Source organism: Mycobacterium colombiense (assembly GCF_001672755.1).
GTDB lineage: Bacteria > Actinomycetota > Actinomycetes > Mycobacteriales > Mycobacteriaceae > Mycobacterium > Mycobacterium colombiense_C.
On sequence record NZ_LZKI01000119.1, the window covers coordinates 36,376 to 58,849 of the forward strand.

General features: G+C 68.6%; 23 protein-coding genes. 9 read left to right on the forward strand and 14 right to left on the reverse strand.

Annotated elements, in window-relative coordinates; all coding sequences use genetic code 11:
* Positions 1-33: 33 nt before the first annotated feature.
* The 3 genes from A5708_RS16495 to A5708_RS16505 form a co-directional block, all read right to left on the reverse strand.
* Positions 34-456: a hypothetical protein gene (locus A5708_RS16495; protein ID WP_065029656.1), complete on the reverse strand. Its 423-nt coding sequence runs from the start codon at positions 454-456 to the stop codon at positions 34-36.
* A gap of 250 nt (positions 457-706) precedes the next feature.
* Positions 707-2,077 (reverse strand): hypothetical protein, encoded by a 1,371-nt coding sequence (locus A5708_RS16500; RefSeq protein WP_065029657.1) that lies wholly within the window; start codon positions 2,075-2,077, stop codon positions 707-709.
* A gap of 47 nt (positions 2,078-2,124) precedes the next feature.
* Positions 2,125-2,913: a (2Z,6E)-farnesyl diphosphate synthase gene (locus A5708_RS16505; RefSeq protein ID WP_064882012.1), complete on the reverse strand. Its 789-nt coding sequence runs from the start codon at positions 2,911-2,913 to the stop codon at positions 2,125-2,127.
* Between the two features lie 171 nt (positions 2,914-3,084).
* Between A5708_RS16505 and trhA the strand changes: the two genes are divergently transcribed.
* On the forward strand, positions 3,085-3,858 hold the full coding sequence (gene trhA, locus A5708_RS16510) for a PAQR family membrane homeostasis protein TrhA (protein WP_065029658.1): 774 nt from the start codon (positions 3,085-3,087) through the stop codon (positions 3,856-3,858).
* Here trhA and A5708_RS16515 read toward each other — a convergent pair.
* The 4 genes from A5708_RS16515 to mca form a co-directional block, all read right to left on the reverse strand.
* The gene (locus A5708_RS16515) at positions 3,855-4,238 is read right to left on the reverse strand and encodes a nuclear transport factor 2 family protein (protein WP_065029659.1); all 384 of its coding nucleotides are present in this window, start codon (positions 4,236-4,238) and stop codon (positions 3,855-3,857) included. The genes trhA and A5708_RS16515 overlap by 4 nt on opposite strands.
* Positions 4,239-4,427: 189 nt before the next feature.
* Positions 4,428-6,443: a thioredoxin domain-containing protein gene (locus A5708_RS16520; protein WP_065029660.1), complete on the reverse strand. Its 2,016-nt coding sequence runs from the start codon at positions 6,441-6,443 to the stop codon at positions 4,428-4,430.
* The gene (locus A5708_RS16525; protein WP_065029661.1) at positions 6,430-6,741 is read right to left on the reverse strand and encodes a hypothetical protein; all 312 of its coding nucleotides are present in this window, start codon (positions 6,739-6,741) and stop codon (positions 6,430-6,432) included. The genes A5708_RS16520 and A5708_RS16525 overlap by 14 nt, the downstream gene beginning before the upstream one ends.
* Positions 6,738-7,610 (reverse strand): mycothiol conjugate amidase Mca, encoded by an 873-nt coding sequence (mca, locus tag A5708_RS16530; protein WP_065029662.1) that lies wholly within the window; start codon positions 7,608-7,610, stop codon positions 6,738-6,740. The genes A5708_RS16525 and mca overlap by 4 nt, the downstream gene beginning before the upstream one ends.
* Positions 7,611-7,732: 122 nt before the next feature.
* Between mca and A5708_RS16535 the strand changes: the two genes are divergently transcribed.
* Positions 7,733-8,167 carry a DUF4307 domain-containing protein gene (locus A5708_RS16535; protein ID WP_065029663.1) on the forward strand — a complete coding sequence of 145 codons (435 nt, stop codon included), beginning with the start codon at positions 7,733-7,735 and terminating at the stop codon, positions 8,165-8,167.
* A gap of 221 nt (positions 8,168-8,388) precedes the next feature.
* Positions 8,389-8,883, forward strand: a complete 495-nt coding sequence (gene greA, locus A5708_RS16540) for a transcription elongation factor GreA (RefSeq protein WP_064953998.1) — start codon at positions 8,389-8,391, stop codon at positions 8,881-8,883.
* A 60-nt stretch (positions 8,884-8,943) separates the two neighbouring features.
* On the opposite strand, the gene A5708_RS16545 is transcribed toward greA, so the two are convergent.
* The 4 genes from A5708_RS16545 to A5708_RS16560 form a co-directional block, all read right to left on the reverse strand.
* Complete coding sequence (locus A5708_RS16545) at positions 8,944-10,110, reverse strand: cystathionine gamma-synthase (protein WP_065029664.1); 1,167 nt, start codon at positions 10,108-10,110, stop codon at positions 8,944-8,946.
* Positions 10,111-10,121: 11 nt separating this feature from the next.
* Positions 10,122-10,826: an RDD family protein gene (locus A5708_RS16550; RefSeq protein ID WP_065029665.1), complete on the reverse strand. Its 705-nt coding sequence runs from the start codon at positions 10,824-10,826 to the stop codon at positions 10,122-10,124.
* Between the two features lie 98 nt (positions 10,827-10,924).
* A complete protein-coding gene (locus A5708_RS16555; RefSeq protein WP_065029666.1) occupies positions 10,925-12,331 on the reverse strand; it encodes a cystathionine beta-synthase in 1,407 nt (468 codons plus the stop codon).
* Positions 12,332-12,393: 62 nt separating this feature from the next.
* Entirely contained in the window at positions 12,394-13,461 is a 1,068-nt protein-coding gene (locus A5708_RS16560; protein WP_065029667.1) for an alpha/beta hydrolase, read from the reverse strand.
* A 244-nt stretch (positions 13,462-13,705) separates the two neighbouring features.
* Between A5708_RS16560 and A5708_RS16565 the strand changes: the two genes are divergently transcribed.
* The gene (locus tag A5708_RS16565; RefSeq protein ID WP_155766048.1) at positions 13,706-14,668 is read left to right on the forward strand and encodes an SGNH/GDSL hydrolase family protein; all 963 of its coding nucleotides are present in this window, start codon (positions 13,706-13,708) and stop codon (positions 14,666-14,668) included.
* A 93-nt stretch (positions 14,669-14,761) separates the two neighbouring features.
* Entirely contained in the window at positions 14,762-15,979 is a 1,218-nt protein-coding gene (locus tag A5708_RS16570) for an acetyl-CoA C-acetyltransferase (RefSeq protein ID WP_064953992.1), read from the forward strand.
* Between the two features lie 157 nt (positions 15,980-16,136).
* Here the strand turns inward: A5708_RS16570 and A5708_RS16575 are convergent, their stop codons facing one another.
* Positions 16,137-16,988 carry a Bax inhibitor-1/YccA family membrane protein gene (locus A5708_RS16575; RefSeq protein WP_065029669.1) on the reverse strand — a complete coding sequence of 284 codons (852 nt, stop codon included), beginning with the start codon at positions 16,986-16,988 and terminating at the stop codon, positions 16,137-16,139.
* Positions 16,989-17,213: 225 nt separating this feature from the next.
* Here A5708_RS16575 and A5708_RS16580 point away from each other — a divergent pair, with 225 nt between their 5' ends.
* Genes A5708_RS16580 through A5708_RS16590 form a run of 3 tightly spaced genes read left to right on the forward strand, consistent with a single transcriptional unit; the run spans position 17,214 to position 20,847 of the window.
* On the forward strand, positions 17,214-18,251 hold the full coding sequence (locus A5708_RS16580) for an enoyl-CoA hydratase/isomerase family protein (RefSeq protein WP_065029670.1): 1,038 nt from the start codon (positions 17,214-17,216) through the stop codon (positions 18,249-18,251).
* Positions 18,252-18,264: 13 nt separating this feature from the next.
* A complete protein-coding gene (locus tag A5708_RS16585) occupies positions 18,265-19,047 on the forward strand; it encodes an enoyl-CoA hydratase (RefSeq protein WP_065029671.1) in 783 nt (260 codons plus the stop codon).
* Between the two features lie 9 nt (positions 19,048-19,056).
* Positions 19,057-20,847 (forward strand): alpha/beta hydrolase, encoded by a 1,791-nt coding sequence (locus A5708_RS16590; RefSeq protein ID WP_065029672.1) that lies wholly within the window; start codon positions 19,057-19,059, stop codon positions 20,845-20,847.
* Here A5708_RS16590 and A5708_RS16595 read toward each other — a convergent pair.
* Both A5708_RS16595 and A5708_RS16600 read right to left on the reverse strand, forming a co-directional pair.
* Positions 20,844-21,281, reverse strand: coding sequence for a rhodanese-like domain-containing protein (locus tag A5708_RS16595; RefSeq protein ID WP_065029673.1), 438 nt, complete (start codon positions 21,279-21,281; stop codon positions 20,844-20,846). The genes A5708_RS16590 and A5708_RS16595 overlap by 4 nt on opposite strands.
* Positions 21,278-21,898, reverse strand: a complete 621-nt coding sequence (locus A5708_RS16600) for a cysteine dioxygenase (protein ID WP_065029674.1) — start codon at positions 21,896-21,898, stop codon at positions 21,278-21,280. Before A5708_RS16600 ends, A5708_RS16595 begins: the two co-directional genes overlap by 4 nt.
* Positions 21,899-22,014: 116 nt before the next feature.
* Here A5708_RS16600 and A5708_RS16605 point away from each other — a divergent pair, with 116 nt between their 5' ends.
* Positions 22,015-22,455 (forward strand): lipoprotein LpqV, encoded by a 441-nt coding sequence (locus tag A5708_RS16605; protein WP_065029675.1) that lies wholly within the window; start codon positions 22,015-22,017, stop codon positions 22,453-22,455.
* Positions 22,456-22,474 lie beyond the last annotated feature (19 nt).

Below are 22,474 nucleotides of genomic sequence, written 5' to 3' on the forward strand. Positions count from 1 at the left end.
TTTGACGCAGCCCGCACCGGCCCGGGCGGCCGATCACGCCTCGAGGCGACGCAACCCCAGGTATTGCAGGCCCGCGAACGCCGCCGTGTACACGCCGCTGGCCAGAGTCAACGCGACGCCGGTGCCGGTCAGCGGCAGCGCTTCGGCGGCCACGATCGCGGCCAGCGTGAACGCGACGTTGACCGTCACGACACTGATACCGAGACGCCGCAGCTCCGGCAGCGCCCCGAGACTGAACACCAGCAGGCCGGCGATCACGAACACCACGCCCACGGTGTATTCCTGGAAGGACGTCAGGCCGGTCAGCGACGAGATCGGGTCGGCGAAAAAGGCGATGGCCAACCCGCACAACCCCGTCAGGGTCGCGTCGGCACGCACGGCAAAACGCAACAGCGAGTCCGTCGAGTCGTAGAGGGGCCGGGTCGGGATGCTTGAAACACCGGTAATCGAGCTCATGTGTTTACTCCTCGCGATGGCGGGTTGGGTCGAACAGCTTTGAGGGTGCCGCCAGTGCACTGCCATATCGACTCGTGGCGCTGCCAACTACTGCCACGGATACAACGACGAGGGGGTTCACCCGACTATTCCCGTCGGCGGGTGAATATTTGACACGCGCCAGTCGCGAAGGCTCAGCGGCCCCACGAGTCACAGCTACACGGGGCACAGCTCTGGGCCGTCGGCGACCGCGGTAACTCCTGCACCCGTTCTAGTCGCTGGGGACCGGGACCCGGCCGCGGAGGTCGGCGGCGATCAGCCGGGCGGCGGCGTTCTGCCAGTTGTGCAGCGAGCGCTGGGGAACCTCGGTGACGAACCACTGCCAGGCCTGCCGGGCGATCGGGTCCAGACCCGAGGCGGTGGCGTTCTGCGCGTACGCGCGCACCCCGACCACGTAGGGGAAATACAGCGAGTTGTAGTACCGCCACTCCTCGGTGGTCCCGAAGTCGCCGCCGTCGCGCGGCTTGAGCCGCGCTATGCCGTCGGCCAGCACGGCCTTGAGTTCGTTGGCCCGCTCGATCGGTTGGTCGGTTGCTCCTCGGGCGGCCAGCCGCTCGTCGATCACCGGCAACGCGGTCAGCGGGCTGGCGACCAGCTTGGTCAGGTCGCCGTAATGGCCCAGGGCACGACGGGTGAGTCTGGCGAAGGTGACGTCGTCGACGCCGGCCAGCGGATGCTCCTGGCGCAGCGGTAGCGCCGCCCCGGTATGGCGCAGCGCGGCCCGATCCGCCCGCAGCGCAGGCGATTTCGAGAATGCCAGCCGGTCGAGCAGCCCGGCCAGCGGATCGGCGAGCACCTGCACGGTGATCGCGATCGCGAGGCTGGTGAACAGCAGCACGGTTAGCGCCGTCTTCGCGCCGGGCTCGTCGTGGGTCACCGCCAACCCGATCAGCGCCTGGCCGCCGAACAGCACCGCCACCGCCACCGAACCGGCGAACGAGCGCAGCATGTCGGCGCGCAGCGCGTGGCCCTCGTCGAACGCGTCCCACAGGGCGACGGCGACCCCGAGCCCAAGGACGTCGCAACTCGTCGACGCCAGCGCAACCCAACTGGGTACCAGGCCCAGCGGGATGACCAGGATTGCGTTGCTCAGCGCGAAGAACAGGGTGGCGGTGACGGCGAGTCCCACGGCCGGCCTCGGGCGCCGCGGGCGGCGCAGCGCGACGACCATCGCGGCGAGCGTCGACACCGAGATCACCGCGAACATCAGCCAGTGACCCGGGCGCAGCGGCCCGTCGACGCTGCCGGCCAGCGCCGCCCCGAACAGGGTCAGCGCGGCCATCCCGACCACGAGTAGCACCTCGCGGGTGCGTGAGCGGAAGCCGTCGCTGGGCCGGGACAGCTCGACGAGCACCGCGAACCACGCCACGCCGGGGATGGCCGTCAGGTAGATCTCGACTCGGCTCAGCAGCTGGGCATGCCCGGGGTTGGCGGTCCGAACCGCGTCCAGGCCCACCACGAGCGCGAATCCGCACAGCCCGATCGCCGCCAGCGCGAGGACGCGTTTGCGCGGATCGCGGGCGGCCAGATACAGGCCCAGCCAGGCGCTCAGCGTGAATACCACCGCCGACAGCGCAGCCATGTCCCTAGTGTGGCACGCGCGCGAGCGGGCGCTGAAGGTCTTCGGGGCTACTTGCCGTGCCGGCGATCCCGCCGGCTGTAGTCACGCAGCGCGCGCAAGAAGTCGACGCGGCGGAAGGCCGGCCAGTGCGTTTCGCAGAACCACATCTCCGAATACGCGCTCTGCCACAGCAGGAATCCGGACAGCCGTTGCTCGCCCGAGGTGCGGATCACCAGGTCTGGGTCGGGTTGCCCGGACGTGTAGAGGTTTTCGGAGATGGCGTCGACGGTCACCGCGTCGACCAGCTCCTCGGCGGTGGCGCCGTTGGCGAGTTCTTTGTTCAGCAACGCACGCACCGCGCCGACGATCTCCTGCCGGCCGCCGTAGCCGACGGCCACGTTGACGTGAAAGGGCGCGACGCTCGGTGTGGACTCGACCGCACCGCGCAGCCGGCGGGCCGGCTCGTCGCCGAGCAGTTCCAGGTCTCCCACTGTGCGCACGCTCCAGCGGTTGGCCGGTGCGCAGATCTCCTCCACGACGTCGGTGATGATTTCGATCAGCCCGGCCAGCTCGTCGGGATCGCGTTGCAGGTTCTCGGTGGACAGCAGGTACACCGTGGTCATTTCGACCCCGGCTTCCTGACACCAGCGCAGCATCTCGGCGATCTTGGACGCGCCCATCCGGTAGCCGTAGCTGACGTCCTCGTATCCCGCGTCGCGGGCCCACCGCCGGTTCCCGTCGCACAGCACGGCGATGTGCCGCGGCAGCTGGGACTTCGAGGCGGCCAGGCCCTGCCTCAGCCGCAGCTCGTAGACGCGATACAGCGGCTCTTTGAGGCGCGGCGGGATAATTTCCACGAACATCCACCCTACTGCCAGCGGTGATTTATTCACCGGTTCTCATTTCGGCCCGGTCAGCTGAGAAGTCGAGACTGCGCCGTAACCATCCCTGGCTACTGTGGATCCTGAGCAGCCCCACAGCGACCTTCCCACCGGTATCCCAAGTCGCGAGAACAAGACACAGGAGTCATGAGCAGCCAGACCAGCACCGTCCCCACGCCGGATCCCGAACCCGAGTCGATCGTTCCGGGCAACACCGTCGAGCAGTTCGTCGAGGGTGCCGCCCAGTTCTTGGGCAAGCCTCGGATGCGCGGCTGGATCCACTTCGTCTCGGCGTGGCTGGCCATCATCACCGGCGCCACGCTGGTGTCGGTGTCCTGGGCGGTCTCCTCCCCCCGCGCCGGCCACTCGACGCTGGTCTACGCGGCGGCGACGGTGGCGATGTTCGCGGTCAGCGCCACCTATCACCGGGTGCAGTGGAAGTCGGACGTCGCGCGCAGCCGGATGAAGCGGCTCGACCACTCGATGATCTTCGTCTTCATCGCCGGCAGCTACACCCCGTTCGCGCGGCTGGTCATGCCGCAGAACACCGGCGTGCTGGTGCAGTGCATCGTGTGGGGTGGCGCGGCGGCCGGCATCGCGCTGAAGATGTGCTGGCCGACGGCGCCGCGTTGGGTCGGCGTGCCGCTCTACCTGCTGCTGGGTTGGGTGGCCGTCTGGTTCGCCCCGACGATCCTGCACCAGGCCGGCGTGGCCGCGATGGTGCTGCTGGCGGTGGGCGGCGTGTTCTACAGCGTCGGCGGCATCTTCTACGGGCTGCGCTGGCCCGACCCATGGCCGAAGACGTTCGGCTACCACGAGTTCTTCCACGCCTTCACCGCGATCGCGGCGATCCTGCACTACATCGCCATGTGGTTCGCCGTCTTCTACACCAGCGACCACGCCTGGTTGCTGGGCCGCTAGGCCGGGGCGACGTCGTCCTCCGGCGACCAGTACGCCTTCATCGAGGCGATCTTGCCTTCGGCGTCGAAGACCATGACGTCGATCGGCTCGATCACCATTCGGTGCTCGCCCGCTTTCACCGTCAGTCGGAATTGGAAGGCCGCCTCGTTGCCGGCGACACGCAGCGTCAGCAGTTCGCATTCGCGCTGCAGGTCGTTGACCGCGGAGTAGAAGCCGTGGATGGCCTGCCGGCCGATATGCACCTCGCCGCCGACAGGATCCTCGACGGTGGCGTCGTCGGCGTACAACTCGACCAAGTCATCGGCGCTGCCCTTGGCGACCAACTCGATGTAGCGGTTGACCGTGCTTTTGATCGCTTCGGTCTTGGCGGCATTCGGCATGGGAGGCAGGGTAACCCCGCTTCAGTGGTGATCGCCAGCACGGCACGGCCGGGCGCAGCGGGTCACCACCATCGGCTTCAGTGGTGATCGCCAGCACGGCACCGCCGGGCGCAGCGGGTCACCACCATCGGCTTCAGTGGTGATCGCCAGCACGGCACCGCCGGGCGCAGAGGGTCACCACCATCGGCATCAGTTACCGGAAACCCCCAGGGCGGCGGCCAGTTCGGCCACGGCCGTCACCGGCAGGTCGCAGACCTGGCCGCGGCACACGTAGGCGGCGTCCGCACCGCCCACCCGCGGCCGACCGGCCAGCAGCGCCGACGAATCGACTTCCCCGCCCATAACGATCGCCCCGCCGGGCGCCAGTCGCCGCGCGTAGGCCAGCAGCGCCGAGGCCGACGGGTCGCAGGCGACCGCGATCTGCAGCGGTCCACGCACCGCCGCTTCGGCGACGGCCAGCCAATGCCCGGCCGAACGCGGAGCGCGGTCCAGCAGCACCGAATGCGCGCCGAGCGATTCGGCCGCGGCCCGCAGATACCGCTCGGCACGGTCGCCGTCGGTTAGGTGCGCGGCGGTCAGCAGGGCCTCGGTGATGGACGACGCTCCCGACGGAGTCGCGCCGTCCAGCGGGTCGGCCGGCCGGAGCACCAACTGCTCGGCATCGTCGGCGGTGTCGAACCAGCGGCCGGGTTGCGCCCGGTCGGCGAAGTGCGCCAGCGCGGTGTCCAGCAGGTCGGTGGCCGCGGTCAGCCAGGTCGCATCGGCGCTCAGCTGATAGAGCGCAAGCAGCCCGGTGGCCAACATCGCGTGGTCCTCGAGGATGGCAACGCTGTCGCCGACCGCGCCGCCCAGGCTGGCGCGTCGCAACCGGCCGTCGACGACATGCATCTCGAGCAGCGCCCGCGCGCAACGCCTTGCGGCGTCGATCAATTCGGGCTCGTCGAGCGCCACACCGGCCTCGACCAACGCGGTGATCGCCAGCCCGTTCCACGACGTGACGACCTTGTCATCGCGCCCGGGCTGGATTCGGGTATGCCGGGCGGCCAGCAGCGCGGACCGCACGCGGTCCAGTCGTTGCGGATCCTCGGGATCGGCGGGCAGCTGCAGCACCGAGGTGCCGTGCTCGAACGTGCCGCCCGGAGAGACCGCGAAAACACCTGCCGCCCAGGGGCCGTCGTCGAGCCCGAGCACCTCGTTCAGCTGCGTCGGTGTCCAGACATAGGTCGAACCCTCGCGGCCGTCGGCGTCGGCGTCCAGCGACGAGGTGAACATGGCGCCGTCGGCCAGATCGTCGAGCAGGAACCGGGCGGTCTGGGCGGTGACGCGGCGCGCCAGCGGATCACCGGTGCGCCTCGCCCAGTGCGCATAGGCGCGCAGCAGCAGCGCGTTGTCATACAGCATCTTCTCGAAATGCGGTACCACCCAAGCGTTGTCGACGCTGTAGCGGGCGAATCCGCCGCCGAGCTGGTCGTAGATGCCGCCGCGCGCCATTGCGTTGCCGGTGTGCGCGACCGCTGCGAGCGCCGCCGCCGAGCCGGTGCGCTCGACGTGCCGCAGCAGCGCCTCGAGCAGCGCCGACGGCGGGAATTTGGGCGCTCCGCCGAACCCGCCGTGCACCGCGTCGCGTTCCTTGCGCAGCGTGGCGACGGCGTGGTCGCACAGCTCGGGCGCCACGGCCGGACCGGCGCCCGGGAGAGCCGAAGCCATCTTGCGTAGCTCACCGGCGATGTTGTCGGAGGCCTCCTCCACCTCACCACGACGCTCCTGCCAGGTGGCGGATACGGCCGAAAGAAGTTGCAGGAAGGCCTCTTTCGGATAGTACGTACCACAGAAGAAGGGGCGCCCGTCCGGCGTGAGGAAACATGTCATCGGCCAGCCGCCGTGCCCGGTGAGCGCGACCGTGGCGTTCATGTACACCGCGTCGATGTCCGGGCGTTCCTCACGGTCGACCTTGACGCAGACGAACCCCGCGTTCATCGCGGCGGCTACTTCGTCGTCCTCGAACGATTCGTGGGCCATGACGTGGCACCAGTGGCAGGCCGCGTAGCCGACCGACAGCAGGATCGGCACGTCGCGGGCGGCGGCGTCGGCCAGCGCCTCGGGCGTCCACTGCCGCCAATGCACCGGATTGTCGGCGTGCTGGCGCAGATACGGGCTGGTCGCCAGCCCGAGGGTATTCGTCGAAGCGGGGTCAGCCGGGCTCATCGCCGGGTCCCGGGGCTCGCGGCGAGCCGTCCGCCTGGTCGGGGGCGGCGCCGCCGTCGACCGCGTCGGTGCCCTCGTCGGCGGCCTGGTCCGGTTCGGGGTGCTTGGGATCAAACGATTCCGGCACCTTCTTCAGCTGCCGGTTCATCGACCGCAGCAGAAACAGCGTGCTGATCAGGAGCAGCACGACGATTAGCAGCCCGACCGGGCTGGCCTTGCCGAAATCGGGGCCGGTGTGGTGCGGCGGGCCGTCGGCCTGCCAGCCGGCGGCGGTCACAAGCAGATAGAGGTGATTCACTGGTCGCTCTCGATTCCGGCGAACAGGTCGTCCTCGGGCAGCCGGGCCGGGACTCGCGATCGCGCCAACTCGAATTCCTCGGTGGGCCAAAGCCGTTGCTGCCACGCGATGGGAGCGGCAAAGAAGTCGTGGTCGGGGTCGATCTGGGTGGTGTGCGCGCGCAGCGCGTCGTCGCGCTGACTGAAGTACGCCGAGCACTCGACCCGCGTGGTGACCCGCGACTCGAACGGGTCGTGTTTGGCGTCCCAGTGTTCGAGCCACTTCTTGAACGGGGGTTCTTGACCGTGCTTGATGGCTTCGTCGTGCAGCAACTGCATCCGGGCGCGCAGGAACCCGTGGTTGTAGTAAAGCTTCGACACCGTCCACGGCTCACCGGCGTCCGGAAAGAGCCGGTAATCGCCTGCCGCCTCGAACGCGCCGACCGAAACCTGGTGGCAGCGAATGTGATCGGGGTGGGGGTAGCCGCCGTTCTCGTCGTACGTGGTCATCACGTGCGGACGGAACTCGCGGACCACGCGGACCAGCGCCTCGACCGACTCCTCCAGCGGCACCAGCGCGAAACAGCCCTCGGGCAACGGCGGCGGCGGGTCACCCTGGGGCAGCCCGGAGTCGACGAAACCCAGCCAGGTGTGCTCAACCCCGAGTATCTCGGCGGCCTTGGCCATCTCGTCACGGCGGATTTCGGCGATGTGTCCATGCACCTCGGGCAGGTCCATCGCCGGGTTGAGAATGTCGCCGCGCTCGCCGCCGGTCAACGTCACCACCAGCACCCGGTGGCCCTCGTCGGCGTAGCGGGCCAGGGTGGCCGCGCCCTTGCTGGACTCGTCGTCGGGGTGGGCGTGCACCGCCATCAACCGCAATTCGCTCACGTGCTCCCTTGTCACCTCTGGTGGTCGCCCGGTCTGACCCTATAATTCCAGTTCCGACTTCGTCGCATGCCGTCGGCTCGTGCCCGGCGGTCGACAACCAGGCAAAACAGGCACAACCAGGTATGACCGAAACCCCGATTTCTCGTCCGGAGGCCCGCTACGGACGCTCCCGGCTGTCGCGTATCCCCCGGCGGTGGGTGATCGCCGCACTGGGCGCGTTGGTGATCGCGGCGGGACTCGTCATCGCCGTCATCGGTTATCACCGGTTCGGCACGAGCGACGTCAAGGGCACGATGGCCGGCTACCGGGTGATCGACGACCAGACGGCCTCGATAACGATCAGCGTGACGCGATCGGATCCGTCGCGGCCGGTGGACTGCATCGTGCGGGTCCGCGCGCAGGACGGCAGCGAGACGGGCCGACGTGAGCTGCTGGTCCCGCCGTCGGACGCGGCTACTGTTCAGGTGACCACGACGGTGAAATCCTTCGAACCGCCGGTGGTGGCCGACATCTATGGTTGCGGCACCGATGTGCCCGCCTACCTGCGCCCGGCGTGACCGCCCGATCCACGGCGAACTGCGAATATGGGGTCATCAAATGTTTGCGCGGTGGTAACATGGATGAATGCACGGTTCCGGTTGGGGCCGTGTTGCTGCATTAGCGACCGTGAGCAAAACGGAGCCGGCAGCACACGGGGAGGGACCCGCACGCTCCGGGGCGGCGGAGCTAACAGGACTTAACGCGAACTCGCGAAACAACATACGAGGAGCACGACGAGATGACGGACACTTCCGTGACCTGGCTGACCCAGGAGTCACACGATCGACTCAAGGCCGAGCTCGATCACTTGATCGCGAATCGTCCGGTCATCGCCGCGGAGATCAACGACCGCCGCGAGGAGGGTGACCTGCGCGAGAACGGCGGCTACCACGCCGCCCGTGAAGAGCAGGGTCAGCAGGAGGCCCGCATCCGTCAGCTGCAGGATCTGCTCAACAACGCCAAGGTCGGCGAGGCGCCCAAGCAGTCCGGCGTCGCACTGCCCGGCTCGGTGGTGAAGGTCTACTACAACGGCGACAAGTCCGACACGGAGACTTTCCTGATCGCCACCCGCCAGGAGGGCGTCAACGACGGCAAGCTCGAGGTGTACTCGCCCAATTCACCGCTGGGCGGCGCCCTGATCGACGCCAAGGAAGGCGAGACCCGCACCTACGTGGTGCCCAACGGCAACACCGTCGAGGTCACGCTGGTCAGCGCGGAGCCCTACCACTCCTGATCTAGCCTCACTTCCGCGAGTGCCCGGCCAGCCGGGCATCCGCACTCCTGATCGGGGCGTCTAGCCCAAGGCGCGATCGAGATCGGCCAGCAGGTCGGCGATGTCTTCGATGCCGACCGACAGGCGCACCAGATCGTCGGGGACCTCCAATTGCGACCCGGCCGTCGAGGCGTGCGTCATCGCGCTGGGGTGCTCGATCAGCGACTCCACCCCACCCAGCGATTCCGCCAGGATGAACACTCGGGTCTTGGCGCACAGATCGCGGGCGGCCTCGCGGCCGCCGCGCATGCGGACCGAAACCATGCCGCCGAAGGCACTCATCTGCCGCGCGGCGATCTCATGGCCGGGGTGAGAGGGCAGGCCGGGATAGAGCACCGCGCTCACCGCCGGGTGGCCTTCAAGGAATTCCGCTACCGCAGAAGCGTTTTCGCTGTGTCGCTGCATGCGCAACACCAGTGTCTTCAGGCCGCGCATCGTCAGGTAGGCGTCGAATGGGCCGGGTACCGCACCAGCGCCGTTCTGCAGGAAGGCGAACGCCTCGTCCAGCTCCTGATCGTTGGTGACCAGCGCGCCGCCCACCACGTCGGAGTGCCCACCGATGTATTTGGTGGTCGAGTGCAGCACGATGTCGGCGCCCAGCGTCAACGGCTGTTGCAGCGCGGGCGAGGCAAAAGTGTTGTCCACCAAGACCTTTGCCGAATTCTGTTGGCCCAGTTCGGCCAGCGCGGCGATGTCGGCGATGGACAGCAGCGGATTGGTCGGGGTTTCCGCCCAGATCAGCCGGGTTCGCGGCGTGATCGCGGCGGCGACGGCGTCCAGCTCGTGCAGCGCCACCGGCGTGTACTCGACGTTCCACCGGGTGAAGACCTTGTCGATCAGCCGGAAGGTGCCGCCGTAGGCGTCGTTCGGGATGACCACATGGTCGCCGGGGCGCAGCACCGCACGCAGGGCGCAGTCGGTGGCGGCCATGCCCGAACCGAAGGCCCGGCCGTAGGCGCCGTCTTCGACCGCGGCCAGCGCGGCCTCCAGCGCGGCGCGGGTCGGGTTGCCGGTGCGCGCGTACTCGAACCCGCCGCGCAGGGCGCCGACACCGTCCTGGGCGAAGGTGCTGCTGGCGTAGATCGGGGCGTTCACCGCGCCGGTCGCCGGATCCGGCCGGTAACCGGCGTGAATCGCTTTGGTGGCCAGCCCGGTGAACTCGGGGTGTCCGGTGCGGTCGTCGCTCATCGACGATCAGCCTAGGTGACGGCCGGCCTCTCAGCGCCGTCGATCGGCAAGCACACCGTCGTCATGATCTTGTCCGCCAGCGTCTGACGCTTCGAATCCCACAGCGGGAAAAGGAAACCGATGAAGCAGATGATCGCGTCGACGAAGTGCGCCAGCGAGCGCACCACCGACAACCCGAACCCGATGGGTTGACCGGTGATCTCGCTGACCACCTTGCACTTCAGCACCGACTTGCCGACGCTCGACCCGGTGGTGCCCTGCCGGTAGCCGTAATTCCAGATCAGATAGAACAGCCCGATTATCGACGCCAGCCACTGCGCCACCATGCCGACGGTCGAGTTCTGGGTGGCGCAGTACTGGTTGACGGCGTACTGCGTGACGTCGGTGATGCAGGCGGTCTGCTGGGTGGCGACCAGGATCGCGGTGCCGATCCCGTGCACCACGACGTACGGGAGGATGTCGATGATGAACGCCAGCGCGCGGGTGAGCCACGGCGTGTAGTCCTCGGTCGGCAGCGTGCGGATCGCCGGCCCGGGTGGCGGCGGCGCGTATCCGCCGGCCGACGGCGGGGGCGGCGGGTACGACCCGCCGGGCGGCGGCGGGGGCGGCGGATAGGAACCGCCGGCGGGCGCCTGCGGAGACGGCTGACCGCCCGGTGGCCCGGGCGACGAGGGAGGTGGCGGGTAAGCGCCGCCGGGCGGCGGTTGATCGGTCATGGGCAACCTTCCACTCCGGGTCAGCTGGACCCCTAGCTGGGACAGCCGAAAGAGTACCCGAGCGCGTCGCGCCCCGGCGAGACGCGCGGGGCCGCGAACTAGCGGCGCCCGGACAGCCCGCGAGGTCCGTCGGAGAGGAAACCCAGCAAGTCATAGCGGGTGATCACGCCGACCGGTTTGCCTTCCTCGACCACCATCAGCGCGTCCCAATCGCGCAGCGCCTTGCCGGCCGCGCTGACCGACTCCCCCGCGCCGATCATCGGCAGCGGCGGGCTCATGTGCAGCGCTACCGCGTCGGCCAACTTCGCCCGGCCCTCGAAGACGGCCGACAGCAGTTCCCGCTCGGAGACGCTGCCCGCGACCTCCCCCGCCATCACCGGCGGCTCGGCACCGACCACCGGCATCTGCGACACCCCGTACTCACGCAGGATGCCGATGGCGTCGCGCACGGTCTCGGACGGGTGGGTGTGCACCAGGTCGGGCAACTCGCCGGACTTGCGGCGCAGCACGTCGCCGACCCTGGACTGATCGGTCGAGCCGTCGAGGCGGCTGCGCAGGAAACCGTAGGACGACATCCAGGCGTCGTTGAAGATCTTCGACATGTAGCCGCGTCCGCCGTCGGGCAGCAGCACCACCACGATCGCGTCCGGGCCGGCCTGCTCGGCGACCTTGAGCGCGGCGACCACCGCCATCCCGCACGACCCGCCGACCAGCATCGCTTCCTCGCGGGCCAGCCGCCGGGTCATGTCGAACGAATCGGAGTCGGAGACGGCGATGATCTCGTCGGGCACCGTGCGGTCGTAGGCCTGCGGCCAGAAGTCCTCACCGACGCCCTCCACCAGATAGGGCCTGCCGGTGCCGCCGGAGTACACCGATCCCTCGGGGTCGGCGCCGATGATGCGCACCGCACCGTTGGACACCTCTTTGAGGTAGCGGCCCGCGCCGGTGATCGTTCCGCCGGTGCCGATCCCGGCGACGAAGTGGGTGACCCTGCCGTCGGTGTCGGCCCAGATCTCCGGGCCGGTGGTGGCGTAGTGGCTGGCCGGGCCTTCCGGGTTGGCGTACTGGTCGGGCTTCCATGCGCCGTCGATCTCGGTGACCAGCCGGTCGGAGACGCTGTAGTAGCTGTCCGGGTGCTCGGGCGGAACGGCGGTCGGGCACACGACGACCTCGGCGCCGTAGGCCATCAGCACGTTGCGCTTGTCCTCGCTGACCTTGTCGGGGCAGACGAACACGCACTTGTAGCCGCGGTGCTGGGCGACGAGGGCCAGCCCGACGCCGGTGTTGCCCGAGGTGGGTTCGACGATGGTGCCGCCGGGCCGCAGCTGCCCGCTGGCCTCGGCGGCGTCGATCATCTTCACCGCGATCCGGTCCTTCGAGCTGCCACCGGGATTGAGGTATTCGACCTTGGCCGCCACGATGCCGGCACCCTCGGGGACGACGGAGTTCAGACGCACCAGCGGTGTGCCGCCGATGAGGTCACTGATGTGCTGCGCGATCCGCATGCGTTCATCGTCTCAGGCGGTTTCGCACGGCGCACAACTACTCTCCGCGCGGTCTGTCGCGTCTAGCCGGTGGCCTCGCGGATATAGTCGCCGATCTGCCGCAGCGAGCGGACGGCCTCGGGGACCATCGGTGCGGCCAGCTGGAAGTCGTGGATCTGCCCGGGCCACACCCGCACCTCGGCCGGCACGCCCACCGCTGCCAGCCTGCTCGCCGCCAGCCGCGCGTCGTGCAACAGCACCTCGGAGCCCGACACGTGGATCAGCGTGCGCGGCAGGCCCGGCTTGATGTGCTCCAGCGGCTCGTAGATCTCTTCGGGCTTCCCGTCGACGATGTTCTTCCTGGCCGCGCCGGCCACCAGCTCGGCGAGCGCATCGAACGCCCCCGCCGTGAACATCGCATCCGTCTCGATGTTGGGGTGGGCCTGCTTGGGTTCCTTGGCCAGCTGCAGCAGGGGCGAGATCGCCACCAGCGCAGCGGGCTCCTCACCCTCCTCCTGCAGGCGCTGGGCCAGCGTGAGCGCCAGGTAGCCGCCCGCGGAGTCACCGGCCAACACGATCTGGTCGGGTTCGTACCCGCGCCGGCGCAGCCATCGGTACGCGTCGTGACAGTCCTCGAGCGCCATCCCGACCGAATTCTTCGGCAGCAGACGGTAATTGACCACCAGGATGGGCGAGTCGGCGAACTTGGAGAGGGCCTCGACGAGCCGGCCGTGCGAGTTCGCCCCACAGGTCAGAAACGCGCCGCCGTGGAGGTAGACGATCACGCGGCGAGTGCCGTCGGCGGGCAGCACCCCGGGCGCGCGGACCAGCTGCGCCGACGCGTGGGGCAGCTTGATGGTCTCGCGAACGGTGGCCGACGCCGGGATGAGCACCCGTGCCGTGAGGTCGATGAGACCCCAGGGCCAGGGCAGGTTGGGGACATGGCTGCCGACGGACAGGATCGGCCGGATCGTCAGACGCGAGGTGAGGTTCGCCAGTCGCGCGGCGACGCTGGGCCCGGATTCCAGGACTTCGACGGGTGCCCCGTCGCTGATGGCGAATTTGCGCGACTGGGCTCGACGCGCTCTCAGGACGTCATGGGGCCGGACGGTAGTTGCCGGTGACCCCGATTCCTTGCTAGGTGCAGTCATGCTCAACACTTCCTACGCCGTTGTAGTGCGATACAGCATGTGACGAGGCGACCGAGCGTCTTGGTTCAGCCGTTTGCCAAAGCGCTCAGCCAACCCCTTGACATCAGCTTGACAGGCGTTGCTTAGTACAACGTATGAAATAGCTGATTCGATACCAGTTTTGCTTCGCACCGTAATCAGTTCGTTTTCCAGCAACCCGCGCGAAACTCACAGCGGCTTTAAACTTGAATGCGTGACCATGCGGGTGCCACGTCGTTCGGCGATCGCCCTGGCCACAGCGGGCGCGCTGGCCTCGACAGGAACCGCCTACCTGGGGGCACGCAGTCTGTTGGTCGGCCAGGCCTCTCACGCGCGCACGATCATCCCCAAGTCCTGGGACATCCCGCCCCGTGCGGACGGCGTGTACGTGCGCGGCGGCGGCGCGGTGGAACGGTGGCATCGCGGTATGGCGGTCGACCAGCACCTGATGATCTTCGGTGACTCGACCGCCGCCGGATATGGCTGCATGAGCGCCGACGAAGTGCCCGGGGTACGCATCACCCGCGGCCTCGCCGAGCAGACCGGCAAACGAATCCGGTTGAGCACCAAGGCGATCGTGGGCGCCACCTCCAAGGGGGTGTGCGGTCAGGTCGACGCGATGTTCGTGGCCGGCCCGCCGCCGGACATCGCGGTGATCATGGTCGGCGCCAACGACGTGACAGCGCTGAACGGCATCAGCCAGTCGGCGCAGCGGCTGGGGCTGACCGTCCGCAAGTTGCGCGCCCGCGGCGCCGTGGTGATCGTGGGCACCTGCCCGGACCTCGGGTTCATCAGCGCCATTCCGCAGCCGCTGCGGTCGCTGGCGCACGAGCGTTGCCTGCAGCTTGCGCGCGCCCAGACCGCGGCGGTCCGGTCGGCGGGCGGCGTGCCCGTGCCGTTGGCGCAGCTGATGGCGCCGCAATTCCGCGCCACCCCCGACGCGATGTTCTCCGCCGACGGCTACCACCCCTCGGCACCGGCCTATGCGCTCGCGGCCGACGCGCTGCTGCTCGCCCTCTGCGACGCGCTGGGCGAGGAGGTGGAGCGTCCGCCGGTGAGTTCGCCGGTGCCGGCGGCGACGCCGGTGCTCGGTCAGCGGCACACCCGCACCAGCGTGATGTCGCGGCTGTGGCGGCGTCCGGCGCCCGGACCTGCCCCGTCTTCGTGCCCCGAGGTCGGCAGCGACTAGATTTGTTCTCGCCCGTCGGGGTGGACCTACCGCCCGAAGGTGAAGCGAGCCAGCCCCATCTGTGGGATCTGCAGGGATCTGAAGGGAACCACCATGCCTGAAGCCGTCATTGTCTCAACTGCTCGCTCGCCGATCGGCCGCGCGATGAAGGGGTCGCTGGTCAACATGCGCCCCGACGACCTGACCGTCCAGATCGTGCGCGCCGCGCTCGACAAGGTGCCCGCCCTGAACCCGCACCAGATCGACGACCTGATCCTGGGCTGCGGCCAACCCGCCGGCGAGTCCGGCTACAACCTGGCGCGGGTCATCGCCGTCGAACTCGGCTTCGACTTCCTGCCGGGCACCACCGTCAACCGGTACTGCTCATCGTCGCTGCAGACCTCGCGGATGGCCTTCCACGCGATCAAGGCCGGTGAGGGCGACGCCTTCATCTCCGCTGGTGTGGAGACCGTGTCCCGCTTCGCAAAGGGCAGCGCCGACTCGTGGCCGGACACCAAGAACTCGCTGTTCGGTGAGGCCCAGGAGAGGTCGGCCGCCGCGGCCGAGGGCGCCGAGGAGTGGCACGACCCCCGCGCCGACGACAACATCCCCGACGTCTACATCGCGATGGGGCAGACGGCCGAAAACGTGGCGCTGCTGACCGGCATCAGCCGCGAGGACCAGGACCACTGGGGGGTGCGCAGCCAGAACCGCGCCGAGGAGGCGATCAAGAGCGGCTTCTTCGAGCGCGAGATCACCCCGGTGACCTTGCCCGACGGCACCACCGTGAGCACCGACGACGGCCCGCGTCCCGGCACCACCTACGAGAAGATCAGCCAGCTCAAGCCGGTGTTCCGGCCCAACGGCACGGTGACGGCGGGCAACGCGTGCCCGCTCAACGACGGCGCCGCCGCGGTGGTGATCACCAGCGACACCAAGGCCAAGGAACTGGGCCTGACGCCGCTGGCGCGCATCGTGTCCACCGGGGTCAGCGGCCTGTCCCCGGAGATCATGGGCCTGGGTCCGATCGAGGCGACCAAGAAGGCGCTGGCGCGCGCCAAGCTGTCAGTCAGCGACATCGACCTGTTCGAGATCAACGAGGCGTTCGCCGTCCAGGTGCTGGGATCGGCCCGCGAGCTGGGCATCGACGAGGACAAGCTGAACGTGTCCGGCGGTGCGATCGCGCTGGGCCACCCCTTCGGCATGACCGGCGCCCGCATCGCCACGACGCTGCTCAACAACCTGCAGACGCACGACAAGACCTTCGGTCTGGAGACCATGTGCGTCGGCGGCGGCCAGGGCATGGCGATGGTGATCGAGCGGCTGAGCTAAGCCGCTCGGGCGTGAAGCCCGGCGTTGAGTGTGAAACCGCGGCGGTGACACGCCGAGCAATCCCGCCCTCAGCGCACACTCAACGCCGTCAGCTCACAACCGGCACACGAAAAAACCGGCACGCCAACGGGCGTGCCGGTTTTTCTCTGTGGCAGAGCTAGTCGTTCTGCAGATAACTCAGCAGACGCAGGATCTCGATGTACAGCCAGACCAGCGTCACGGTCAGGCCGAGCGCGATGCCCCATGCCGCCTTCTCCGGCGCGCCGGCGCGGACCATCTGGTCGGCCGCGTCGAAGTCGATCAGGAAGCTGAACGCCGCAATCGCGATGCACACCAGCGAGAAGATGATCGCCACCGTGCCGCCGCTGCGCAGGCCCAGGCCGGTGCCGCCGTTGACGTGGAACATCGCCAGCACGAAGTTGCCGAGCATCAGGGCCAGCACGCCGAACATCGCGGCGACCAGCATGCGGGTGAACTTGGGCGTCACCCGGATGGCCCCGGTCTTGTAGACGACGAGCATGCCGAAGAACACCCCGAAGGTGCCCAGCACCGCCTCACCGATCAGCGCCCCGGCGTTGGCGTTCGACACCGAGAAGTTGGCGAAGACGAACGAGATGGCGCCCAGGACCAGACCCTCGAGCACCGCGTAGCTCAACACGATGCCGGGGTTGTCCTGCTTGCGGCCGAAGGTGGCCACCAGCACCAGGACCAGGCCGCCCAGCCCGCCGACCAGGGCGAGCGGCATGGCCAGCGCGACATCGCGGGCGACCAGGAAGTAGGAGACCACAGCGGACACCGCCAGCACGGCCAGCGTGATGCCGGTCTTGGTGACGACGTCGTCGATGGTCAGCGGACGCGAAGCTTTGGCCTCCTGGTAAGGGGCCTGGTAAGGAGCCGCGTAGGGGTCGGCTCCATAGCCCTGCATCGGGGGCGCGCCAGTGCCGAATTGCGCGTATCCGCCCCTCTGCTTAGGCAGCGAACGAAATACCGGGTTGCTTGTCTCCCGCACCGTCGGATCCTCTCTAATTGGCTTCGAGCTGTGCGAACACAATCTCAACGATCGGCGTTGCACCCTGGTTCCCAGCGGACCTGGGCGTTTTCCGGTGGATACAGCCTCCGCAGTTGTCGTCGCGTTAAAGATAACCCTTACCCGCGGGCACCGCGCCGGTCGTGACGATCTAGATTTCTTCCTCGAGGCTGGACCGGCCTGGACCGGCTCAAGGGAGGCGAGGGCGTGACCGACGAATCCGATGAGGTTCTGACCGAGGTCGAGGGCAGCGTCGGCCTGATCACGCTCAACCGGCCGAAGGCGATCAACTCGCTGAATCAGCCGATGGTCGACGCGCTGACCGCCATCCTCACCGACTGGGCGGGCGACGACGCGGTGCGCGCGGTGGTGCTGTCGGGCGCCGGCGAACGCGGACTGTGCGCCGGTGGCGACGTGGTCTCGATCTATCACAGCGCGCGCGAGGACGGGGTCGACGCGCGACGCTTCTGGCGCGACGAGTATCTGCTCAACGCGCAGATCGCCGAGTTCCCCAAGCCGTATGTCGCGTTGATGGACGGCATCGTGATGGGCGGAGGCGTCGGCGTCAGCGCCCATGCGAACACCCGGGTGGTCACCGATACCTCCAAGATCGCCATGCCCGAGGTCGGCATCGGCTTCATCCCCGACGTCGGCGGTGTCTACCTGCTGTCTCGCGCGCCCGGCGGGCTGGGTCTGCACGCCGCGCTGACCGGGGCGCCGTTCTCCGGAGCCGACGCCATCGCCATGGGTTTCGCCGACCACTACGTCGCGCACGGCGACCTCGAGGCGTTCCGCCGCGCTGTGGTCTCCGACGGCGTGGAGGGCGCACTCGCCAAGTACGCGACCGAGCCGCCGGCCAGTGAGCTTGCCGCGCAGCGCAACTGGATCGACGAATGCTATGCCGGCGACACCGTCGCGGACATCGTCGCCGCCCTGCGCGGGCACGACGCGGGTCCGGCCGACGATGCCGCCAACCTGATCGCCACCCGTTCCCCGATCGCGCTGTCGGTGACCCTGGAGGCGGTACGCCGCGCCGCCAAGCTCGCGACACTGAAAGACGTTCTGGTGCAGGACTATCGGGTGTCATCGGCGTCGCTGCGCTCGCACGATCTGGTCGAGGGCATCCGCGCGCAGCTGATCGACAAGGATCGCAATCCGCAATGGTCGCCGGGGCAGCTGCCGGCGGTCACCGAGGCCGACGTCGAGGCGTATTTCGCCCCGGTCGACGACGACTTGAGTTTCTAGAAAGGCGGTTTGGATGACGGACACGAATTACGAGACCATCCTCGTCGAGCGCGAAGAGCGTGTCGGCATCATCACCCTGAACCGGCCGAAGGCCCTCAACGCTTTGAACACCCAGGTGATGAATGAAGTCACCAGCGCGGCAGCAGATTTCGATGACGATCCCGGTATCGGGGCGATCATCATCACCGGCTCGGCCAAGGCGTTCGCCGCCGGCGCCGACATCAAGGAGATGTCCGGGCTGACGTTCGCCGACGCCTTCGGCGCCGACTTCTTCGCGCCGTGGAGCAAGCTCGCCGCGGTCCGCACCCCGACGATCGCCGCGGTGGCCGGGCACGCGCTGGGTGGCGGCTGCGAACTCGCGATGATGTGCGATGTGCTGATCGCCGCCGACACCGCGAAATTCGGCCAGCCGGAGATCAAACTCGGGGTGCTGCCCGGGATGGGCGGCTCACAGCGGCTGACCCGAGCCATCGGCAAGGCCAAGGCGATGGACCTCATCCTGACCGGCCGCACCATCGGCGCCGAAGAAGCCGAACGAAGCGGTCTGGTCTCGCGAGTGGTGCCGGCCGACGACCTGCTGACCGAGGCCAAGGCCGTCGCGACCACCATTTCGCAGATGTCGCGCTCGGCGGCCCGGATGGCCAAAGAGGCTGTCAACCGCGCGTTCGAATCCACCCTGGCCGAGGGACTTCTGTACGAGCGCAGGCTCTTTCACTCGACGTTCGCGACCGACGATCAGTCCGAAGGGATGGCGGCCTTCGTCGAGAAGCGCCCGCCGAACTTCACCCACCGCTAGGACGCTTGCATGAGCGAACCGGTTTCCGCGACACCCACCGAGGCAGAGCAAGAGCCGGCGGACGTCGTCGAGGGGTCGGCGGCGCCCGAGCCGGACGCCGCACCGCGACCGGCACCCGCGCCGCGAGCCGGGCGCGCGGCCCCCACCCTCCCATGGACCGAAAGGCCTTGGTGGGTACGGCATTACACGTTCACCGGCACCGCGGTCGGCGTGATCTTCATCTGGCTGTCGCTGACACCGTCGCTGCTGCCTCGCGGCCCGTTGTTCCAGGGGCTGGTCAGCGGACTCTCCGGCGCCATCGGCTATGGGCTGGGAGTCTTTTCGGTCTGGCTGGTGCGGTTCATGCGCGAAAAGGATCACAGCCCGCCGCCGCCACGCTGGGCATGGAAGGTGCTGATCCCGATCGGCGTGGTGGGCCAGGTACTCATGGCGATCTGGCTGCACGTGTGGCAGGACGACGTGCGCGACCTGATGGGCGTGGAGCACCTGAAGTGGTACGACTACCCGCTGGCCGCGGTGCTGTCCCTGGTGGTGTTGTTCACGGTGGTCGAGCTGGGTCAATTCACCCGCTGGCTGGTCAAGTTCCTGGTCGGTCAGGTTGACCGGTTCGTCCCGTTTCGGCTCTCGGCGACCATCGTGGTCGTCACCCTGGTGGTCCTGACCATCACCCTGCTCAACGGCGTCGTGCTCAAGTTCGCGATGCGCACCATGAACCACACCTTCGCCTCGGCCAACGAGGAGATGAATCCCGACACCGCTCCCCCGAAAACCCCGCTGCGATCAGGTGGTCCGGAGTCGCTGGTGTCGTGGGAGTCGCTGGGCCGCGAGGGCCGCATCTTCGTCGAGGGCGGTCCAAAGGTCGCCGATCTGACCTCCTTCAACGGGGCGCCGGCCACCGAGCCGATCCGGGCCTACGCCGGATTGGATTCGTCCAAGGGCATCACGGCCGCCGCGGAGCTGGCGGCACAGGAGTTGCAGCGCACCGGCGGGCTGCGGCGCGCCGTCGTCGCGGTGGGCACCACCACCGGAACCGGCTGGATCAACGAGGCGGAAGCGTCGGCGCTGGAATACATGTACAACGGCAACACCGCGATCGTGAGCATGCAGTATTCGTTCCTGCCGAGCTGGCTGTCGTTCCTGGTGGATAAGGAAAACGCCCGGCACGCCGGGCAGGCGCTCTTCGAGGCCGTCGACAAGCTGATCCGCCAGATGCCCGAGGGCAGCCGGCCCAAGCTCGTGGTGTTCGGCGAGAGCCTGGGATCGTTCGGGGGCGAGGCGCCGTTCCTGAGCCTGAACAACGTGCTGGCCCGCACCGACGGGGCGTTGTTCAGCGGACCGACCTTCAAAAACACCATCTGGACCGATCTTACGTCGACGCGCGACAACGGATCGCCGGAGTGGTTACCGATCTACCAGGACGGTCGGTATGTCCGATTCGTCGCTCGCGCAAAGGATTTGACGCGTCCCAATGCGCCGTGGGATCACCCGCGGGTGGTGTACCTGCAGCACGCGTCGGACCCCATCGCCTGGTGGACGCCGGACCTGTTGTTCAGCAAGCCCGACTGGCTGAAAGAGCCGCGCGGCTACGACGTGCTGCCACAGACGCGCTGGATTCCCGTCGTCACGTTCCTGCAGGTGTCGGCCGACATGGCGGTGGCGGTGGACGTACCCGACGGGCATGGCCACCACTACGTCGCCGACGTCGCCGACGGCTGGGCGGCGGTGCTGCCACCGCCCGGCTGGACGCCGGACAAGACCGCGAAACTGCGTCCGCTGCTGCACTCCGACGAGACGACTTAGAGCCAGCGTCGCGCCGTGCCGCCGGTATCGGCGAACACCGGATCGACCCGGCCCCCGGCCAGCTCGCTCAGCACACCCGCGCCGGCCAACGCGTGATAGCCGCCGATGACGTCGGTGGCCCGGTGCAGGCCGATGTCCAGCAGCGCGGCCGCCGCCAGGCTGGACGTGTAGCCCTCCGAACACAGGATCACCCATTCGACGTCGTCGCCGACGGCCTCGGGCAGCCTGGCCTCGCTGGTGGGATCGCAGCGCCACTCCAGGACGTTGCGTTCGATGATCAGCGCCCCGGGCACCTCACCCTCGCGAAAGCGCTGGGCCTGGGGCCGGATGTCGACCAGCACCGCGCCGCGCCGCAGCGCATCGGGCACTTCCACGGCGGGCAGGCGGCGATACCGGCGCCGGGCGGATCTCAAGACGACGTCGATGCGGCTCATGGCGATCCTTCCGGCTGGTCGGTCAGTTCGGTGCGTTCGCGGCGCAGCGTCTTGCGGTCGGTGATCTCGTAGTACGACATCGCCGTCAGGGGTGGCGAATAGGCATGCACGCTCAGGGTCGGCTGCACCGGCGCGGCGGCGGCCCTGGGCGCCGCTGCGACCGGTAGCGAAACGGGCACGGTGACCGGCCGCGGCGCCCAGACCACGTCGTGCACCCAGCCCAGCGGGAATCCGGCCTGATCGCCGGCGTCCAGCCGACGTCGTCGCAAAGCCCGTCCATCCCAACGGTATTCGTTCAGCGATCCGGATATGACGGTCAGCGCGCCCAGCGACCCGCCGTGGTCATGCAGCTCGGTCGGCTGGCCGGGCACCCAGCTGATCAGCCAGACGTCGAGTTCCTCGTCGCCATGGATGCGGGTGAACCAGCGCCGCGACTCGGGTATGCCGCCCGCGGGCAACAGATGGTCGCACCGCCCGCTGAGCACATCGTCGGCGGCCTGGTCGGTGGCGTAGAGCAGATCGGGCACTCGCAGCCGCGTCGGGCCGGCGGACGGGGCGGAGAGGGCTCGCGGGCGCGGGGCAGCCACAGTAGGGACCGTGACGACGGGCACAGACATTTACGGGAGCTTTCACGCGAAAACGGACAGGACAAGCGGCGGCGTGTTACGGCCGACAACACTCGCAAAATCCGAAGCGCTCCATCACGGCCGCCAGTGTTGCATAGATTGAGACCGTGCGCTGGCGCGGTGATCGGTCCCGGCGGTGGGCTGCGGTTGTTGCCGCGGCCGTCATCCTGGCGGTCACGGGGTGCTCGCACGGCGCCCACAGCGGTGGTTCTTCGTCCCCGGCACGGCAATCCGGCGGCGCCAACGGCCCGGGTTCGGCGCCCGCGGGCTCGGTGGGCCTGTCCCCCGCCGGCGTGACGACCAGGGTCGACGTGCCCGCGGACTCGACCGAAGAGGAGTACTACCAGGCCTGTCACGCCGCGAAAGAGTGGATGGACGCCCAGCCCAAGAGGGATACGTCGCTGTTCGAGCCGTATCTGTCGATGGTTCAGGCGTCCCCGGCGGGCACCGCGGGCAGCTGGAACGCGCCGTGGTCGAAGCTGACGCCGGCCCGCCAGGCCGCCGTGATCGTCGCCGCCCGCGCGGCCGCCAACGACGAATGCGGGTAGCGCTGCGTCCTGGCAATTC

Excerpts from the sequence above, each read along its gene's own strand:
- A5708_RS16500 (WP_065029657.1), bottom strand. The coding sequence starts at position 2,077 with ATGGCTGCGCTGTCGGCGGTGGTATTCACGCTGAGCGCCTGGCTGGGC.
- A5708_RS16600 (WP_065029674.1), bottom strand. The coding sequence starts at position 21,898 with ATGTCTGTGCCCGTCGTCACGGTCCCTACTGTGGCTGCCCCGCGCCCG.
- A5708_RS16560 (WP_065029667.1), bottom strand. The coding sequence starts at position 13,461 with ATGACTGCACCTAGCAAGGAATCGGGGTCACCGGCAACTACCGTCCGG.
- A5708_RS16595 (WP_065029673.1), bottom strand. The coding sequence starts at position 21,281 with ATGAGCCGCATCGACGTCGTCTTGAGATCCGCCCGGCGCCGGTATCGC.
- A5708_RS16495 (WP_065029656.1), bottom strand. The coding sequence starts at position 456 with ATGAGCTCGATTACCGGTGTTTCAAGCATCCCGACCCGGCCCCTCTAC.
- A5708_RS16535 (WP_065029663.1), top strand. The coding sequence starts at position 7,733 with ATGACCGAAACCCCGATTTCTCGTCCGGAGGCCCGCTACGGACGCTCC.
- A5708_RS16590 (WP_065029672.1), top strand. The coding sequence starts at position 19,057 with ATGAGCGAACCGGTTTCCGCGACACCCACCGAGGCAGAGCAAGAGCCG.
- A5708_RS16545 (WP_065029664.1), bottom strand. The coding sequence starts at position 10,110 with ATGAGCGACGACCGCACCGGACACCCCGAGTTCACCGGGCTGGCCACC.
- greA (WP_064953998.1), top strand. The coding sequence starts at position 8,389 with ATGACGGACACTTCCGTGACCTGGCTGACCCAGGAGTCACACGATCGA.
- trhA (WP_065029658.1), top strand. The coding sequence starts at position 3,085 with ATGAGCAGCCAGACCAGCACCGTCCCCACGCCGGATCCCGAACCCGAG.
- A5708_RS16555 (WP_065029666.1), bottom strand. The coding sequence starts at position 12,331 with ATGCGGATCGCGCAGCACATCAGTGACCTCATCGGCGGCACACCGCTG.
- A5708_RS16550 (WP_065029665.1), bottom strand. The coding sequence starts at position 10,826 with ATGACCGATCAACCGCCGCCCGGCGGCGCTTACCCGCCACCTCCCTCG.
- A5708_RS16570 (WP_064953992.1), top strand. The coding sequence starts at position 14,762 with ATGCCTGAAGCCGTCATTGTCTCAACTGCTCGCTCGCCGATCGGCCGC.
- A5708_RS16515 (WP_065029659.1), bottom strand. The coding sequence starts at position 4,238 with ATGCCGAATGCCGCCAAGACCGAAGCGATCAAAAGCACGGTCAACCGC.
- A5708_RS16520 (WP_065029660.1), bottom strand. The coding sequence starts at position 6,443 with ATGAGCCCGGCTGACCCCGCTTCGACGAATACCCTCGGGCTGGCGACC.
- A5708_RS16585 (WP_065029671.1), top strand. The coding sequence starts at position 18,265 with ATGACGGACACGAATTACGAGACCATCCTCGTCGAGCGCGAAGAGCGT.